Origin of the sequence: Streptomyces sp. NPDC059003, from assembly GCF_042740445.1 — a bacterium.
In the GTDB taxonomy this organism is placed as follows: domain Bacteria; phylum Actinomycetota; class Actinomycetes; order Streptomycetales; family Streptomycetaceae; genus Streptomyces.
Map to the genome: position 1 here is coordinate 10,451 of NZ_JBHYJH010000088.1, position 15,642 is coordinate 26,092.

Sequence of the window (15,642 nt, forward strand, 5' to 3'; positions counted from 1 at the left end):
CAGCGTGCCCATGTCCTTGATGCCGAGGTCTCGCTTGATCATGGACTCGCCGAGGTCACCGAGCGTCGCGCTCGCCGCCACCGCGAGGCCGAGCAGCAGGCCCTGCCACCACAGCCCGTCGTCGATCAGGAAGTGCATGCACAGCGCGCCCGCCGCCATCGCGAAGGTCACCGCGCCGAACAGGCCCTCGCGGGTCTTGCCGGGGCTGATGCGCGGCGCCAGCTTGTGCTTGCCGAAGCGCCAGCCGATCGCGTACGCGCCGGTGTCGCTGACCACGGTCAGGATGAGGAAGGTGAGCACCCGCTGCGGACCGTCGTCCGCGGTGAGCATCAGCGCCACGAAGGTGGCGAGGAACGGCACGTAGAAGGCGGCGAAGACGCCCGCCGTGACGTCCTTCAGATAGCCCTCCGGCGGCTCCGTCATCCGCCAGACGAGTACCGCGAGGGCGGTGAGGGCCATCGCGACCCACGCGCCCTCGGCGCCGCGCACGTACCCCGCGACGACCATCGCGGCCCCGCCCACCGCGAGCGGCACGAGCGGCGCCTTGATGGCCTTCTGCTCCTGGAGGCGGGAGGTGAGCTCCCAGAGGCCGACCACGACGGCGACCGCTATGACGCCGACGAAGACGGCCTTCTCGATGAAGAGCGACGCGATGATCACCGCGCCGAGCCCCACGCCGACCCCTATGGCCGCCCCGAGGTCACGGCCCGCGCTCTTCTTCTGCGGGGCTGGGGCGGGCTGTGGTGCGCCGGTCATGGGCTCCTGCGGCTTCTGCGCGGACTGCGCTGGGTGCGCGGCGTGCGCGGGCGGCGTCCGGTCACGGAACAGGGGGCCGCTCGGCTGAGCAGCCCCCCGGTCGTCGTCCTGGTGTCCGCCGCTCGCGGCTACGTCGGGAACGATGGGCATGGGCTGAGTCTCTGACGGATTCAGGGCATGCGCATCGCGTACGGGACCCACCGGGGCAGCACCCTGGACCGGTCCCTGGTCGGTTGCCCCCCAGTACCCGGCTCTGGACGGCGCCCCCCAGGAAGTGTCGTTCACGGAATCGGATTCCTCAGACCTAGATCAGACGTCGCTCGACTCGGCAGACCGCGGGGGTCAGACCTCGAGCAGCTCGGATTCCTTGTGCTTGAGCAGCTCGTCGACCTGGGCGACGTACTTGGAGGTGAGGTCGTCGAGGTCCTTCTCGGCGCGACGGCCCTCGTCCTCGCCGATGTCGCCGTCCTTGATCGCCTTGTCGAAGGCGTCCTTGGCCTTGCGGCGGACCGAGCGGATCGACACCTTCGAGTCCTCGGCCTTGCCCTTGGCGACCTTGATGTAGTCGCGGCGGCGCTCCTCGGTGAGCTCGGGGAACGTCACCCGGATGATGTTGCCGTCGTTGCTCGGGTTGACGCCCAGGTCGGAGTCCCGGATCGCCTGCTCGATGTTGCGAAGGGCGCTCTTGTCGAACGGGGTCACCACCGCCATGCGCGGCTCGGGCACCGAGAACGAGGCGAGCTGGTTGATCGGCGTCAGCGCGCCGTAGTAGTCGGCCACGATCTTGTTGAACATCGCCGGGTGCGCACGGCCGGTGCGGATCGCGGCGAAGTCCTCCTTGGCGACCACGACGGCCTTCTCCATCTTCTCCTCGGCCTCGAGGAGGGTCTCTTCGATCACCACTTGCTCCTGCGTGTCTTGAGTAGGCCCGGCTTCCATGGATCGGCCGGCTGCGTCGCGTCTCTTTCCTGCACGGTGTCCGACCGGCAGGGCTTTGTCCATCCCCTGAGAAGTCCCTCGAAGCGGCCTCGAGGGGAGCCCTCGCTCAGGCCCGGGCGTCCGGGTCGCCGACGAGTGTGCCGATCTTCTCACCCTTGACCGCCCGGGCGATATTGCCCTCCGCGAGCAGCTCGAAGACCAGGATGGGCAGCTTGTTGTCCCGGCACAGCGTGATCGCGGTGGCGTCGGCGACCTTCAGGTCACGGGTGATGACCTCGCCGTAGCCGAGGGAGTCGAACTTCACCGCGTCCGGGTTCGTCTTGGGGTCGGAGTCGTAGACCCCGTCGACGCCGTTCTTGCCCATGAGGAGGGCCTCGGCGTCGATCTCCAGGGCGCGCTGGGCGGCGGTGGTGTCGGTGGAGAAGTACGGCATGCCCATGCCGGCGCCGAAGATGACGACGCGGCCCTTCTCCAGGTGGCGCACGGCGCGCAGCGGGATGTACGGCTCGGCGACCTGCCCCATGGTGATGGCGGTCTGCACGCGGCAGTCGATGCCTTCCTTCTCCAGGAAGTCCTGGAGGGCGAGGCAGTTCATTACGGTGCCGAGCATGCCCATGTAGTCGGAGCGGGCCCGGTCCATGCCGCGCTGCTGCAGCTCGGCGCCGCGGAAGAAGTTGCCGCCGCCGATGACGACGGCGACCTGCGCGCCGTCGCGCACGACGGCCGCGATCTCCCGGGCGATTTTGTGCACCACATCGGGGTCGACGCCGAGTCCGCCGCCTCCGGCGAACGCCTCGCCGGACAGCTTCAGCAGGAAGCGCCCGGCCACTTTGCCGTCGTCACTCTTGGTGTCGGCCTTGGTCATGGTGTTCTCCTTGTGGTGCACATACGAAGAGGCCATTGCCGGTGGGGTGGTGTGCATCCCATGCGCGGCAATGGCCTCCTCGTCAGATCTTGCGGTCGTCCGTCGCGTGCGCGTGCGCGCACTGCGGTCGCGTACGTCGGTCGGTACGCGGCCGACCGCGGTCGACCCTAGCGGGGTCTACCGACGATCGTGGGACGGACTCAGATGCCGACCTTGATGCGCGCGAAGCGCTTCAGGGTGACACCGGCCTCCTGCAGGACCTTCTCGACGGACTTCTTGTTGTCGAGCGCGTACGGCTGACCCAGAAGGGTGGCGTCCTTGAAGAAGCCGTTGATGCGACCCTCGACGATCTTCGGCAGGGCGGCCTCGGGCTTGCCCTCGGCGCGGGTCGTCTCCTCGGCGACGCGGCGCTCGGCCTCGACGACCTCGGCCGGGACGTCCTCGCGGGAGAGGTACTTCGGCGCGAAGGCGGCGATGTGCTGGGCGACGCCCTTGGCGACCTCGGCGTTCGGCTTGTCGAGCTCGACGAGGACACCGATCTGCGGGGGCAGGTCAGGCATCGTGCGGTGCATGTACGCGGTGACGTAGCCGCCGCTGTACTGCGCGAAGCGGTCCAGGACGATCTTCTCGCCCAGGTTGGCGTTGGCCTCGTCGACGTACGCCTGAACGGTCTTGCCGGGCTCGATCTCGGAGGCGAGCAGCGCCTCGATGTCGGCCGGGCTCGTCTTGGCGACGTGCGCGGCGATCGCGCCGGCGACGGCCTGGAACTTCTCACCCTTGGCGACGAAGTCCGTCTCGCACTTCAGCTCGACGAGGACGCCGGAGGTGTTGTCGTCGGCGATGAGGGAGACGATGGCACCGTTCTCGGCGGAGCGGCCCTCGCGCTTGGCGACGCCCTTCTGGCCCTTGATGCGCAGCGCCTCGACGGCCTTGTCGACGTTGCCGTCGGCCTCGTCGAGCGCCTTCTTGCAGTCCATCATGCCGGCGCCGGTGAGCTCGCGGAGCTTCTTGACGTCAGCGGCGGTGTAGTTCGCCATGATTCTCGGAAGTCTTTCTCGCAGTCGAAGATCTACGGGTGAACGGCGGGGGCCGCGCTCGTGGCGCGGGCCCCCGCCGTCAGCAGCCGATGCTGAGGTTGCTGAGCGTCAGGCCTGCTCGGCGTCCGCGGCCGGGGCCTCGGCGGCCTCGGCCGGCTTGTCCTCGGCCTTCGGGGCCTCGTCGGCCTTGGGGGCCTCGTCGGCCTTCTTCTCGCCGCCCTCGAGCAGGTCGCGCTCCCACTCGGCGAGCGGCTCGCCCGCGGCCTTCTCGCCCGGCTTGGAGTCACCGGTGGCGACGCCGGAGCGGGCGATGAGGCCCTCGGCGACGGCGTCGGCGATCACGCGGGTGAGCAGGGTGACGGAGCGGATCGCGTCGTCGTTGCCCGGGATCTTGTAGTCGACCTCGTCGGGGTCGCAGTTGGTGTCGAGGATGGCGACGACCGGGATGTTGAGCTTCCGGGCCTCGCCGACCGCGATGTGCTCCTTCTTGGTGTCCACGATCCAGACGGCGCTGGGCACCTTCTGCATCTCGCGGATACCGCCGAGGGTCTTCTCCAGCTTGGCCTTCTCGCGGGAGAGGACGAGCAGCTCCTTCTTGGTGAGGCCGGACGCGGCCACATCCTCGAAGTCGATGGCCTCAAGCTCCTTGAGGCGCTGCAGGCGCTTGTAGACGGTGGAGAAGTTGGTGAGCATGCCGCCCAGCCAGCGCTGGTTCACGTAGGGCATGCCGACGCGGGTCGCCTGCTCGGCGATGGCCTCCTGCGCCTGCTTCTTCGTGCCGACGAACATGACCGTGCCGCCGTGGGCGACGGTCTCCTTGACGAACTCGTAGGCGCGGTCGATGTACGACAGCGACTGGAGCAGGTCGATGATGTAGATGCCGTTGCGCTCCGTGAAGATGAAGCGCTTCATCTTCGGGTTCCAACGGCGGGTCTGGTGACCGAAGTGGACGCCGCTTTCCAGCAGCTCCCGCATCGTGACGACGGCCATGGCCGTACTCCTTGGTGTTTTCTCGGTTGTGTCCTGACGCCCTGCTCGCGCCGTGCCACGCACTCGCGTGCGGGACCGAAAGGCACTGACACCGTCGGCTGCGAAAGCCCGGTGCCGGGGCGTGCGAAGTCGACCCGGTGACCCGGATCGCCACATGAAGTGTACGGGACCCGCGAGGCAGCGGGTGACGCCGCTGTCCACAACCGGCTGGTAGTCCACAGTTCCCGGCCATGATCCGCGCGGGACGGGGGCGTCACGGGACCGTTCTCGCATGACGTGTGTGCGACGCGTGGGGAACGCGATGGCGGCGGTGGTGCTGGGTGTCCTGCTCCTGACGGCGGCGGTTCCGGTGGGCCCGGCGGGGGCCGACGGGGGCCCCACCGGGGCGCCGGCCGCGCCTCCCGGGCGCCCTGGGCCACCAGGGCCATCAGGACCACCTGGGCCTCCTGGGCCTCCTGGGCCTGCTGTGCCTCCTGATCCTGCTGTGCCTGCCGTGGGCGGGGCCTGGCCGGTGGGGCTCCGCCCTGTGGTCTTGCGGGGCTGGGAGCCTCCGGCGACGGAGTACGGCGCGGGTCACCGGGGCGTGGACCTTGCGGCGGCGCCGGGTGCCCCGGTCAGGGCGGTGGCCGGGGGCCGGGTGTCGTTCGCGGGCCGGGTGGCGGGCCGGGGGGTGGTCGCGGTGGAGCTCACGGGCACGGGTGACCCACCCCTGCGCACGACCTACGAGCCGGTACGCCCGACAGTGAAGAAGGGCGCCGAGGTCACCACGGGCGACACCCTGGGCACGCTGGAACCGGCCACGACGTACCACTGCGCGACCCCCTGCCTCCACTGGGGCCTGCGCAAGGCGGACGCCTATCTGAACCCTCTGGCCCTGCTCCCCCCGTGGCTCCTGGGCCGGGGCCCGTCACGCCTGCTTCCGGTGCCACGGTGAACGGCGGCCGGGCAAGCCCTCGCCCCCGCTGTGGGCAGCTGGTCCGCCCAGAGGGCGAGTGGGGCCTCCCCTGCTCGAGCGAAGCCGAGAGCTTGGGGAAGGGTGGGCACAGCCCCATCCGCGGCCCACCCTCCCTCCGCAAGACCAGCCAAGGGCAACACCGGACGTCAACGGAGGGACTCAGCAGAGGGGGGCTCAGCCCCGAACCCCGCGCAGAGCCATCGCGACGGCCGCCTCCGTGATGGCTTCAGGGTCCTCGGCCACCCCGAGCTCGATCCGCCGCACCGCCGCGTCCACGATGCCTTGCAGCAGCATCGCGGCAAGCCGGGGCTGCTCATGCCCGAGGCCTTCGAGGGCCTCCACGATCATGGCCACCAGCCCCCCGTGCGCGGCCCGGATCTTCTCCCGGGCGCCCGCGTCGAGCTCGCTCGCGGAGATCGCGACGACGGCCCGGTGCCTGCGGTCCCCCACCAGCGCCAGCTGCCGCCGCACATAGGCCTCGACCTGCGCCTCCGGCGAATCGGCCCGCTCCATCGCCGCCGCGACCTCGGCCGCCCAGACGGGGAAGTCGACCTCGCAGAGCTCTTCGACGACGGCCGCGCGCGAGCGGAAGTACTCGTAGACGGACGAGCGCGCAAGCCCCGTGCGCTCGGCGAGCGCGGGGAACGTCAGCGCGTCCGTACCGCCTTCGGACAGCAGGGTTCGCGCGGCGTCCAGCAGGGCGCCGCGCTGCATCGACCGGTGCTCGGCCACAGAGGCCGCTCGAATCCTTGGCACGCCTCCACTTTACGGACGCGGCCCCCGCCAGGGGAGCCCACCAGGCAGGCATTCCTCCTGGCAGGGGCGGTGGACAACGGCCGGAGACCGAACGCCCCGGCCCGATCAGCGACCAAAACTGGCCAGCTTCGCCCGCAGCTGGAGCACCGACTTGGTGTGGATCTGGCTCACCCTGCTCTCCGTCACGCCGAGCACATGGCCGATCTCGGCGAGCGTGAGCCCCTCGTAGTAGTACAGCGTGACGACGGTCTTCTCGCGCTCCGGCAGCGTGTTGATGGCGCGGGCCAGGAGGCGTCGCAGCTCGCGGTCCTCGGCCACCTCCACGGGGTTGTCGGCGGCGGTGTCCTCCAGCGTGTCCATCAGGCTCAGACGGTCGCCGCCCTCACCGCCGACGTGCAGCAACTCCTCCAGGGCGACGACGTTGGCGAGCGACAACTGGCTGAACACCGCGTGCAGTTCCTCCACCGCGATGCCCATCTCGGCGGCGACCTCGCCCTCCGACGGCGTCCGCCGGAGCCGCGCTTCGAGCGTCGCGTAGGCCCGCTCGACGTTGCGTGCCTTCTGCCGCACGGACCGGGGGATCCAGTCGAGCGCCCGCAGCTCGTCGATCATCGCCCCGCGGATCCGGGTGATCGCGTACGTCTCGAACTTGATCGACCGCTCGATGTCGAACTTCTCGATCGCGTCGATCAGGCCGAACACCCCCGACGACACGAAGTCCGCCTGCTCGACATTGGGCGGCAGGCCCACGCTGACGCGGCCCGCGACATACTTCACCAGCGGCGAGTAGTGCAGGATCAACTGCTCGCGCAGCCGCCCGTCACCCGTCGCCTTGTACGACCGCCACAGCTCGTCCAGCGACGAGGGCGCGGGGGGCCGCTCCCGCTCGCCGCTACGGGCGGCTGGGGGAACTGCCGCCCGGTCGGACCCGGAGGTGTGCTGGGGCATGCGTCGCCTTGAGCCGTTCTGCCGTGAACCTGTGAGGTTGCCGGAACTAGTGCGGTTGTGGGTTTGCGTGAAGTGAATGAGGTTGTCCGTCTGATTGCCTGTCTGCACCGGATTCGTTGTGAGCGTAGCGTGACTGAGGCGTCGCAGTGAGCGAAGAGTAGGGGATCATGCGTACGCAGATACGTTCCGCTTGACGCCCGCAGGTGCCGTAACCGTCGCTTTCCGTAACGGCCGCCCGGCGCCAACTGCGCGATTTCCCAAGGCCGTCAGGAACAGCTGACGGCGTCATCCATCCGGCGGAACACGCACAGTCACGCATCGCCTCCCGCCGGAAAGACGGACCGAATCGCCTGGCGTGTCAACTGCCAGCCGTCGCCGTGGCGTTCGACGAACCCCAGGGAGCGCAGCTCGTACAGCCTGCCGATGGCGTCGTCCGCGCTGGTGCCCGCGCCCACTGCGACCTCCCCCGCGGTCGCGCTCCCCCGGCCGGGCAGCGCGGCGAGGACGCGCGCCGCCCCGGGGTCGAGCAGGTCGCGCGGCACGACGGGCCCGCGCCGCGGCGGGGCGAGGTCCCCCATGTCCCCGACCAGCTCGACGACTTCGGCGGCGTCGGTGACCAGCACCCCGTCCCCGCGCAGGAGTTCGTGCACCCCCGCCGAGAGGCCACTGGTGACGGGCCCGGGCACGCCCATCGTGAACCGGCCGAGGTCCTGCGCGCTGCGCGCCATGACCAGCGCGCCGCTGCGGTAGGCGGCCTCGACGACGACCGTGCCCCGGGTGAGCGCGGCGATCACTCTGTTCCGCAGGATGAATCTGCTGGGCGTCGGATGATCACCGGGCGGCAACTCCCCCACCACGAGCCCCTGTTCCGCGATCCGCCCGATCAACTGGGTGTGTCCCCGCGGATAGGGCCGGTCGACCCCGCAGGCGAGCACCGCCACGGTGGCGCCGCCCGCGCCCAGGGCGCCCCGGTGCGCGGCGCCGTCCACGCCATAGGCGCCGCCCGACACCACAACCCACCCGCGCTCGGCGAGGCCCGCGCCGATGGACGCCGCCATGTGCGCTCCGTACTCCGTGCATGCCCGCGCCCCCACCACTGCCACCGACCGCAGCGCCCATATCCGCAGGGACGGCCGCCCCCGCACCCAGAGTCCGACGGGCCGCGCGTCCCCCAGGTCGTCCAGCTGCGCGGGCCACTCGGCGTCGTCGGGCGTCACGAACCGCGCCCCCGCCTGCGCGGCCACCTCCAGATCCCGGACCGCCCGCACCCGCCCGGCCCGCGCCCGCAGCCCCTCCCACCGCTTGGGACTCACCCCCGGCAGCATCACCTCCCCGTCGACCAACCGCCGCAGCACCGCCACGGCCCCCAACTCCCGCAACCACCGCCCACCCGCGGCATCACCGGGCTCCAACACCCGCGTCAGAGCCACCCGAGCAAGCCGCTCCTCGTCCGGAACGCCGGACGGGGGCGGACCGGACCGGGAACGCCCCTCGGGGCGGGAGCCCCCGGCGGGGCGGGAGCCCTCAGTAGAGCCGCAATCCCCGGCGGAGCACGAGCCCCCCGCAGGGCCGGAGGCTGGAGGCGGGCCCGACCGCAGCTCCACCCCCGGCTGCCCAGCCTCCCCCGAAGGCGAGCCCTCGCCCTCAGACCCGCCGGCGCCCGGAGCGCGCCCAGGCTCCCCCGTCACGTCCGCGCTCCCACCACCATGGGCACCCCGCGTGGGACCCCCGTGCGCAGCTGGAGAGCCAGGGTCACGTCGCTCTCGTCGGGGCGGTCGTGGCCTGCCAGGTCCGCTACGGTCCAGGCGACGCGGAGGACGCGGTCCAGGCCGCGTGCGGTCAGCAGGCCCCGCTCCAGGCTGCGCTCCGCCTCCGCCATGGCGCCAAGGACGGGGCGCCAGCGCGTGCGCAGCTCATGGCCGGGCACTTCGCTGTTCGTGCGCCACGGGGTGTCCGTGAAGCGGGTGGCCGCGCGCTCCCGGGCGGTCCGCACCCGCTCCGCCACCACGCGCGTGGTCTCGCCCCGCGCGCCCTGCGCCGTCAGCTCGGACCGTGTCACCGGCTCCACGTCGACCCGCAGGTCCACACGGTCCAGGAGCGGCCCCGACAGCCTGGACTGGTAACGCCGGACGCTGGCGGGCGAGCAGTCGCACGCGCTATCCGTCAGGCTGAAGCGTCCGCACGGGCAAGGGTTGGCCGCCAGGAGCATGAGGAACTTCGACGGGAGCCGCACCACGCCCGCGCTCCGGGCGATGACGACGTGCCCGGACTCCAGCGGCTGGCGCAGCGCGTCCAGGGCATGGCTGCTGAACTCCGGCGCCTCGTCCAGGAAAAGCACACCACGGTGAGCGAGGGACACCGCTCCCGGCCGGGCGAGGCCTTTGCCGCCGCCGACGAGCGCCTGCATGGTCGAGGAGTGGTGCGGGGCGCAGAACGGTGGGATGTCCACCAGGGGCCTGCCCGGTGGCAGCATGCCCGCGACCGAGTGGACGGCCGTCACCTCCAGGGACTCCTCCCTGGTCAGCCTGGGCATGATGGCGGGCATCCGCTCGGCGAGCATCGTCTTGCCCGCGCCCGGCGGCCCTTGCAGGAAGACATGGTGCCCACCGGCGGCCGCCACCTCCATGGCCGTGCGCGCCGACAGCTGGCCGACGACGTCCGCGAGATCGTGCCCGTGGTCGTCGGCCGCCCCGACGCCGCCCACGTCGACGCCGAGCCCGGCCCCCGGCAGGCCGAGGCCCGCCATCAGCGGGTCCGGGCGTCCGGAGTCGTCCGGCTCCTCGTCCGGCACGGGCTCGTCGGTGAGCACCGCGATCAGCTGCCGGAGGCTGCGCACACCGAGGACGGAAACGCCCGGCACGAGCGCGGCCTCCGCCGCCGTGCACTCCGGCACGACGACCTGCTCGTACCCCGCGTCCGCCGCCGCGAGCACGGCGGGCAGGACACCGCGCACCGGGCGCACGCGGCCGTCCAGGCCCAGCTCGCCGATCATCACGATGTCGGCGAGGACCCGGGGGTCGATGCGCTCCGACGCGCCGAGGACCGCGCAGGCCACCGCCACGTCGAAGCCGCTGCCGCCCTTGGGCACGGCCGCGGGGCTCAGGCCCACCGTGAGCTTCTTCTGGGGCCACTCCCCGCCGGAGTTGACCACGGCCGCCCTCACACGGTCCCGGCTCTCCGTGAGGCTCTTGTCGGGCAGCCCCACCAGCGTGAACGCCGCGACGCCCGGCTCCAGGTCGGCCTGCACCTCGACGACGACGCCCTCCACGCCGACCAGCGCCACCGCACACGTACGCGCGAATCCCATCAGGCCACCCCTCGCGCGTGCTCGACCACGGGTGCGCCGCGCTCGGGCAGCAGGACGCCCACCAGGTCGATGCGCACTCCGCCCGGCGGGGCGCCGCCGTGCTCCTGCACCCAGCGGTCGGCGAGGCCACGCAGCCGCCGTGCCTTGGCGGGCGTGACCCCTGCCATCGGATGCTCGAAGGAGGACTCCCTACGGGTCTTCACCTCGCAGACGACCAGCGCGTCGCCGTCCCGGGCGACGATGTCGATCTCCCCTGCCCTGCCCCCGCGCCAATTGCGCTCAAGGACCGTCATGCCGGCCTCGGCCAGCCGCCGTGCGGCCAGCTCCTCGCCGTACTTGCCGAGTGCACCCCGTGCGTTCATGTCGGCACCACCTCCGACATCAACGGTCGCGAGGCGGGCCACACCTTGTGGATCTTGGTGTGCTACTCAGGCGTTGTGGACAACTCCGTCACCCGTGCGGGTGAGCTCAGCTGCCCGGGAGTTCGAGGTCACTCTTGTTGAGCTCCTCGATGTTCACGTCCTTGAACGTGAGTACCCGCACCTGCTTGACGAACCGCGCCGGCCGGTACATGTCCCAGACCCACGCGTCCGCCATCGAGACCTCGAAGAAGACCTCGCCCTGGACCGAGTGCACCTGCATCTCGTAGTCATTCGTGAGGTAGAAACGACGCTCGGTCTCGATCACGTATTTGAAGAGACCGACGACGTCTCGATACTCCCGGTAGAGCTTCAGCTCCATCTCGGTCTCGTATTTCTCGAGGTCCTCGGCGCTCATGGCATGTTCCCCTTCAGCCGTGCGTCCCCCTATTGTGCGCCAGCCCCGGGAGCCCCTACACGATTTCCGTGTCCAGGGTCTCGGGTCCGTCGGGAGGACCCTCGTCGAGCAGTCTGCGCAGCAGCTCGGCGAGTCTGGTCGGATACACCGTCTCATGCGCCCGGGCCAGTTCCTGGCACGTCCACCAACGTGCTCCGGAGACACTGCGCCGTTCAAGATCGGTGAGGCCCGTCGCGCGCGTCGCCGTCTGTTCCGTACGTGCCAGGTAGTACCACTCGTCCTGGTCCCAGCGCCGCCCCGCGAACGGGAACGAGCACACCCGGCGCCACAGCACCGGACCGAGTTCGACATCCGTGATGCCGGTCTCCTCCGCGAGCTCCCGCAGCGCGGCCTGCTCGCGCGTCTCGTCGCCCTCCACACCACCGCCCGGCGTGAACCACCAGTCGTCCGCCGGGTCACCCGGCTCGTGGCCGTGCATCAGCAGGATCCGGTCGCGCGCGTCAAGGAGCACGACCCGCGCCACCTTCCGCAGCGGCCGCCCACCCACGGCTTCCGCCGCGGCGCTCCCCGCGGGCTCCGCCCCGTCAGCCGACACCAGCAGCCTCCGTCACTCCGCTCCGGCCACCGCCCCGGCTGCCGCGCCCCACCCGCCTGGCGATCGGCCCGTACGCGGCCCCGCCGAGCACCAGCACGGCGCCGGCCACCACCGCGCCGACGATGAGCCGCAGCGGCCCGGGCTCCGACGTCCCGCCGCCCGGCAGGCCGTCGAAGCCGGTGGCGCGCTCGAGCATGCCGTCCAGCGGCCAGGCCACCGCGTCCACACGGCCCTTCACCGCGCTGCGCGGCACGGAGCCCTTGCCGACCTCGTCCAGGTGCGCGGTGGAGTCGAGCGAGCCGCTGCGCTCGTCGCCGAGCAGGAACAGGCGGTCCTTCGGCACGGTGACGGCCGGTATCCCGGTCGCCGCGGGACCCGTGCCCTTGGGCAGATACGGTTCTTCGATCTGCTTGCCGTTGACGGTCAGCCTGCCGTTCGTGCAGCAGGCCACCGTGTCGCCGCCGACGCCCACGACCCGCTTCACCATCGGCAGATTGCCCCAGGACTTCTGCCGGAACACGACGACATCACCGCGGTGCACGTCGTCGCCGTCGATCCGCTGGGCGAGGACGCGGTCGCCCGCGCCGATGGTCGGCGTCATCGAGCCGGTGGGGACGGTGTACGGCTGGTAGAGGACGGCGCCCCAGGCGAAACCGCCGAGGAAGAGGACACAGCCGAGGGCCACGGCGACTCCCGACAGCACGCTGCCGAGCCGTCCGTGGCCCTCGTCGGTACGACCTGTCCTGCTCATCCCTGTGCTCCCCCGGCTCGGAGACGACCTCACGGCCCCTGGTGCCGGGCGGCCCACCGGCCGTACGGCGTCGGTGGGCTCGCCACGGGTCCGGGGCCGTGGAAGATCGGCGATCTGGGAGGGCAGACTACCGGGCGGTACGTCAGCCAGAAACCCTGGTGCCGTGGGCGGATTCCGCGCCCGCGGCGGCACGGCGGCGGCGCCACAGGACGAACGGCACGGCGCCCGCGAGGCCGAGGGCGGCCGGTGCCGCGCTCAGCGCCTGGCTGATGCCCGGCTGGTCGAAGGTGTCCGGGACCGGCAGCGTCGCCCAGCGGGTGGGCGGCCAGGCGATCACGAAGGCGCGGCCCACGACGTTGTCCACGGGGACGGCGCCGCCGCCCGGCTGGTTCTGGTGGTAGCGGGAGTCCAGCGAGTTCTGCCGGTGGTCACCCATGACCCAGATTTTGCCCTTGGGAACCGTGATCTTGAACTGGCCGCCCTGGTCGTCATTGGTGCACGGCGTGTTGCCGGGGTAGACGTACGGCTCGTTCAGCGCCTTGCCGTTGACCTTCACCGGTCCCGTGCCCTTGCACTCCACGGTGTCGCCGCCGACGCCGATGACGCGCTTGATGAGGTCCTTCTCGTCGGCGGACGGCATCAGGCCGATCCAGCCGAGCACCTTCTGCACCGCGTTCGGGTCGGGCGTGGGCTCGCCGTCCAGCCAGTGGCCGGGGTCCTTGAAGACCACGACCTCGCCGCGCTCGGGCTCGGAGCCGAACCACGGCGTGAGCTTGTCGACCAGGACCCGGTCACCCTGCTGCAGCGTGTTCTGCATCGAGTCCGAGGGGATCGAGAAGGCCTGGACCAGGAAGGTCTTGATGATCAGGGCCAGGACGAGCGCGATGCCGACGAGGAGCGGCAGCTCCTTCCAGAAGGACTTGGGCTTCTTGCCCTTGGCCGGCTTCGGCGGCTTGGGCGGCTCACCGCCCGGCTCGCCCTGCGTCCGCGGCTCGGCCTGCGTCGGGGGCTCGCCCGGCGTCCCTGTGGGGTCGGTGCTCCCCGTCGGGGCGGGGTTCCCGGTCGGGGCAGTGTTACCCGCCGGGCCGGGGTTCCCGGTCAGGCCGGGGGCCCCTCCGGGCGTCCGGGCGTCCCCGGGGGCCGCGGTGTCACGCGCCCCGTTCACTCCGCCCGCCGCGGGCTCGGGGGACGGCTCTTCGGAGCGCCTTGGCTGCTCCTCGGGCCCATCGTGTCCGGATCGTGCGCCGACCGCCACATCCCCCACATCCACTCCTCAGTCCGTGCCGCTGCCTGCCCCGTACGCGATGCAGGCCCACCACTCCCATAACGAGCGGGAGTTCCGCAGGGGTCGGGAGCCCGGTCATTCCATTGCGATCGCCAGGGGCCACCCTATGCGACGCACCTGTGGCCGCGTCCGACCCGGCGGGCGCGTCGGGCACGGACGCGTACGTACCGCGTTCCTCCAGTTTGCGCCAGTGTCCGAACGGCCAGGCGATGACCATCGCGCGGCCCACCACCTCGTCCTCGGAGACGGTGCCGCTGAACTTCTCGTTGCGATGGAAACGGGAGTCGGCGGAGTCCGAGCGGTGGTCCCCCATGACGAAGAGCCGCCCCTTGGGGACCTTCACCTGGAACTCGAAGGCGGAGGGTTTGTCTCCCGGGTTGAGGTACGGCTCGTTCAGCGGTACGCCGTTGACGGTGACCTTGTCGTTCTTGTCGCAGCACTTCACGGTGTCGCCGCCGACGCCCACGACGCGTTTGATCAGGTCGCGTTCGTCGTCGGACGGGAGCAGTCCGATGAAGGTCAGGCCCTGCTTGATCTGCTTGATGACGACGGGGTCGTTCTTCTTCTTGCCCCGCTCCTCCTCCAGCCAGTTGCCGGGGTCCTTGAAGACGACGACGTCACCGCGCTCGGGCTTGTTGCCGAACCACGGGGTGAGCTTGTCGACCAGGACGCGGTCGCCGATCCGGATCGTCTGCTCCATGGAGCCCGAGGGGATCACGAAGGCCTGCACCAGGAAGGTCTTCAGGACCAGGGCTATGAGCAGGGCCACACCTATGAGGAGAGGTATCTCCTTGATCGCGGAGCGGCGTCTGCGGCGCTTGACCTTCCGTGCGAGCTTGCGGCGCTCGGCGCGGCCGGGCAGCGCGGGCCCCGTGATGGGCCGGGTGCCGGTGGGGAGGCGGGTGTCGGCCTGGTGGGCGGACTTGGCGCGACCGCGGCTACCCATGCGCGCCGCCCGGCGCGGGCACGCGCGCGTACACGTCGGGGCGCTTCAGGGAGGTCCAGCGGCCGACCGGCCAGGCGATCCAGTCGGCTCTGCCGATGACGTCGTCGACGGGGATCATGCCGCCGCCGGGTGAGCCCAGGTGGTCGCGGGAGTCGCTGGAGTCGCCGCGGTGGTCGCCGAGGACGAAGAGGCGGTCGTCGGGCACGACGACGTCGAACGGCACCTTGGAGGGGGCGTCCCCCGGGAACAGGTACGGCTCGTCCACCGGTGCGCCGTTCACCTTGATCCTCCCCCGCTTGTCGCAGCAGACCACCCGGTCCCCGCCGACGCCCGCGACCCGCTTCACGTAGTCGGCGTCTCCGAAGTACCCGCTGCCGTCGAAGACGATCGCGTCGCCGCGGCGCGGCTCCGACCCGAAACGGTACGCCAACTTGTTGACGAGTACGCGGTCCCCGACCCGGAGCGTGGGCTCCATGGAGCCGCTCGGGATCTCGTACGGCTGCACTACGAAGGTGCTGACGAGCAGCAGGACGGCGACGGTGAGGAGGGCGCTCAGGGTGAGGCGGCCGCCGGGCAGCCACGCCACGAAGGACGCGAAAACGGAGCGCGACCGCTCCTCCGTGCCCTCGGAGTCCGGCTCGCCCGCGGGTGCGGGTCCGGATTCGGAAGGTCGGGAGGAGCGGTCGCGCTCCGTGTGCTGCGCTTCGGTGTCCATCGGGGCCAGATGTTATCCGG

Annotated in this window: 17 protein-coding genes; 1 reads left to right on the plus strand and 16 read right to left on the minus strand. The window is 71.2% G+C overall.

Annotation, left to right across the window (positions count from 1 at the left end; all coding sequences use genetic code 11):
* The 5 genes from ACFWZ5_RS27260 to rpsB all read right to left on the minus strand — a co-directional run.
* A partial coding sequence (locus ACFWZ5_RS27260) for a phosphatidate cytidylyltransferase (RefSeq protein ID WP_384891351.1) occupies nt 1-906 on the minus strand: 906 nt, incomplete at its 3' end.
* Between the two features lie 192 nt (nt 907-1,098).
* The gene (frr, locus tag ACFWZ5_RS27265) at nt 1,099-1,656 is read right to left on the minus strand and encodes a ribosome recycling factor (RefSeq protein ID WP_384798045.1); all 558 of its coding nucleotides are present in this window, start codon (nt 1,654-1,656) and stop codon (nt 1,099-1,101) included.
* 145 nt (nt 1,657-1,801) lie between these two features.
* Complete coding sequence (pyrH, locus tag ACFWZ5_RS27270; RefSeq protein WP_384798042.1) at nt 1,802-2,560, minus strand: UMP kinase; 759 nt, start codon at nt 2,558-2,560, stop codon at nt 1,802-1,804.
* 200 nt (nt 2,561-2,760) lie between these two features.
* The gene (gene tsf, locus ACFWZ5_RS27275; RefSeq protein WP_384798039.1) at nt 2,761-3,597 is read right to left on the minus strand and encodes a translation elongation factor Ts; all 837 of its coding nucleotides are present in this window, start codon (nt 3,595-3,597) and stop codon (nt 2,761-2,763) included.
* Between the two features lie 108 nt (nt 3,598-3,705).
* Nucleotides 3,706-4,587, minus strand: a complete 882-nt coding sequence (gene rpsB / locus ACFWZ5_RS27280; RefSeq protein ID WP_384798036.1) for a 30S ribosomal protein S2 — start codon at nt 4,585-4,587, stop codon at nt 3,706-3,708.
* A 301-nt stretch (nt 4,588-4,888) separates the two neighbouring features.
* Here rpsB and ACFWZ5_RS27285 point away from each other — a divergent pair, with 301 nt between their 5' ends.
* On the plus strand, nt 4,889-5,521 hold the full coding sequence (locus ACFWZ5_RS27285) for a murein hydrolase activator EnvC family protein (protein ID WP_384798054.1): 633 nt from the start codon (nt 4,889-4,891) through the stop codon (nt 5,519-5,521).
* A 195-nt stretch (nt 5,522-5,716) separates the two neighbouring features.
* On the opposite strand, the gene ACFWZ5_RS27290 is transcribed toward ACFWZ5_RS27285, so the two are convergent.
* From ACFWZ5_RS27290 to lepB (ACFWZ5_RS27340), 11 genes are all read right to left on the minus strand, one after another.
* A complete protein-coding gene (locus ACFWZ5_RS27290; protein ID WP_384798051.1) occupies nt 5,717-6,274 on the minus strand; it encodes a TetR/AcrR family transcriptional regulator in 558 nt (185 codons plus the stop codon).
* 129 nt (nt 6,275-6,403) lie between these two features.
* Nucleotides 6,404-7,246, minus strand: a complete 843-nt coding sequence (whiG, locus tag ACFWZ5_RS27295; protein ID WP_384798033.1) for an RNA polymerase sigma factor WhiG — start codon at nt 7,244-7,246, stop codon at nt 6,404-6,406.
* A 311-nt stretch (nt 7,247-7,557) separates the two neighbouring features.
* Nucleotides 7,558-8,676: a DNA-processing protein DprA gene (gene dprA / locus ACFWZ5_RS27300; RefSeq protein ID WP_384798030.1), complete on the minus strand. Its 1,119-nt coding sequence runs from the start codon at nt 8,674-8,676 to the stop codon at nt 7,558-7,560.
* Between the two features lie 254 nt (nt 8,677-8,930).
* Entirely contained in the window at nt 8,931-10,553 is a 1,623-nt protein-coding gene (locus ACFWZ5_RS27305; protein ID WP_384798027.1) for a YifB family Mg chelatase-like AAA ATPase, read from the minus strand.
* Nucleotides 10,553-10,915, minus strand: a complete 363-nt coding sequence (locus tag ACFWZ5_RS27310) for a YraN family protein (RefSeq protein ID WP_384798024.1) — start codon at nt 10,913-10,915, stop codon at nt 10,553-10,555. The genes ACFWZ5_RS27305 and ACFWZ5_RS27310 overlap by 1 nt, the downstream gene beginning before the upstream one ends.
* Nucleotides 10,916-11,021: 106 nt before the next feature.
* Nucleotides 11,022-11,330: a DUF2469 domain-containing protein gene (locus ACFWZ5_RS27315; protein ID WP_005311352.1), complete on the minus strand. Its 309-nt coding sequence runs from the start codon at nt 11,328-11,330 to the stop codon at nt 11,022-11,024.
* Between the two features lie 55 nt (nt 11,331-11,385).
* Nucleotides 11,386-11,925 carry an NUDIX hydrolase gene (locus ACFWZ5_RS27320; protein WP_384798021.1) on the minus strand — a complete coding sequence of 180 codons (540 nt, stop codon included), beginning with the start codon at nt 11,923-11,925 and terminating at the stop codon, nt 11,386-11,388.
* Nucleotides 11,915-12,676, minus strand: a complete 762-nt coding sequence (gene lepB, locus ACFWZ5_RS27325; RefSeq protein ID WP_384798018.1) for a signal peptidase I — start codon at nt 12,674-12,676, stop codon at nt 11,915-11,917. Before lepB (ACFWZ5_RS27325) ends, ACFWZ5_RS27320 begins: the two co-directional genes overlap by 11 nt.
* 142 nt (nt 12,677-12,818) lie before the next feature.
* Complete coding sequence (lepB, locus tag ACFWZ5_RS27330) at nt 12,819-13,940, minus strand: signal peptidase I (protein ID WP_384798015.1); 1,122 nt, start codon at nt 13,938-13,940, stop codon at nt 12,819-12,821.
* A complete protein-coding gene (lepB, locus tag ACFWZ5_RS27335; protein WP_384798012.1) occupies nt 13,825-14,907 on the minus strand; it encodes a signal peptidase I in 1,083 nt (360 codons plus the stop codon). The genes lepB (ACFWZ5_RS27330) and lepB (ACFWZ5_RS27335) overlap by 116 nt, the downstream gene beginning before the upstream one ends.
* Nucleotides 14,900-15,622: a signal peptidase I gene (gene lepB / locus ACFWZ5_RS27340; protein ID WP_384798009.1), complete on the minus strand. Its 723-nt coding sequence runs from the start codon at nt 15,620-15,622 to the stop codon at nt 14,900-14,902. Before lepB (ACFWZ5_RS27340) ends, lepB (ACFWZ5_RS27335) begins: the two co-directional genes overlap by 8 nt.
* Nucleotides 15,623-15,642: the final 20 nt, after the last annotated feature.

What these genes read in the sequence shown, in the direction of transcription:
- pyrH (WP_384798042.1), bottom strand. Translation starts at nt 2,560, where the DNA reads ATGACCAAGGCCGACACCAAGAGTGACGACGGCAAAGTGGCCGGGCGC.
- tsf (WP_384798039.1), bottom strand. Translation starts at nt 3,597, where the DNA reads ATGGCGAACTACACCGCCGCTGACGTCAAGAAGCTCCGCGAGCTCACC.
- rpsB (WP_384798036.1), bottom strand. Translation starts at nt 4,587, where the DNA reads ATGGCCGTCGTCACGATGCGGGAGCTGCTGGAAAGCGGCGTCCACTTC.
- ACFWZ5_RS27285 (WP_384798054.1), top strand. Translation starts at nt 4,889, where the DNA reads ATGGCGGCGGTGGTGCTGGGTGTCCTGCTCCTGACGGCGGCGGTTCCG.
- whiG (WP_384798033.1), bottom strand. Translation starts at nt 7,246, where the DNA reads ATGCCCCAGCACACCTCCGGGTCCGACCGGGCGGCAGTTCCCCCAGCC.
- ACFWZ5_RS27305 (WP_384798027.1), bottom strand. Translation starts at nt 10,553, where the DNA reads ATGGGATTCGCGCGTACGTGTGCGGTGGCGCTGGTCGGCGTGGAGGGC.
- ACFWZ5_RS27310 (WP_384798024.1), bottom strand. Translation starts at nt 10,915, where the DNA reads ATGAACGCACGGGGTGCACTCGGCAAGTACGGCGAGGAGCTGGCCGCA.
- ACFWZ5_RS27315 (WP_005311352.1), bottom strand. Translation starts at nt 11,330, where the DNA reads ATGAGCGCCGAGGACCTCGAGAAATACGAGACCGAGATGGAGCTGAAG.
- lepB (WP_384798018.1), bottom strand. Translation starts at nt 12,676, where the DNA reads ATGAGCAGGACAGGTCGTACCGACGAGGGCCACGGACGGCTCGGCAGC.
- lepB (WP_384798012.1), bottom strand. Translation starts at nt 14,907, where the DNA reads ATGGGTAGCCGCGGTCGCGCCAAGTCCGCCCACCAGGCCGACACCCGC.
- lepB (WP_384798009.1), bottom strand. Translation starts at nt 15,622, where the DNA reads ATGGACACCGAAGCGCAGCACACGGAGCGCGACCGCTCCTCCCGACCT.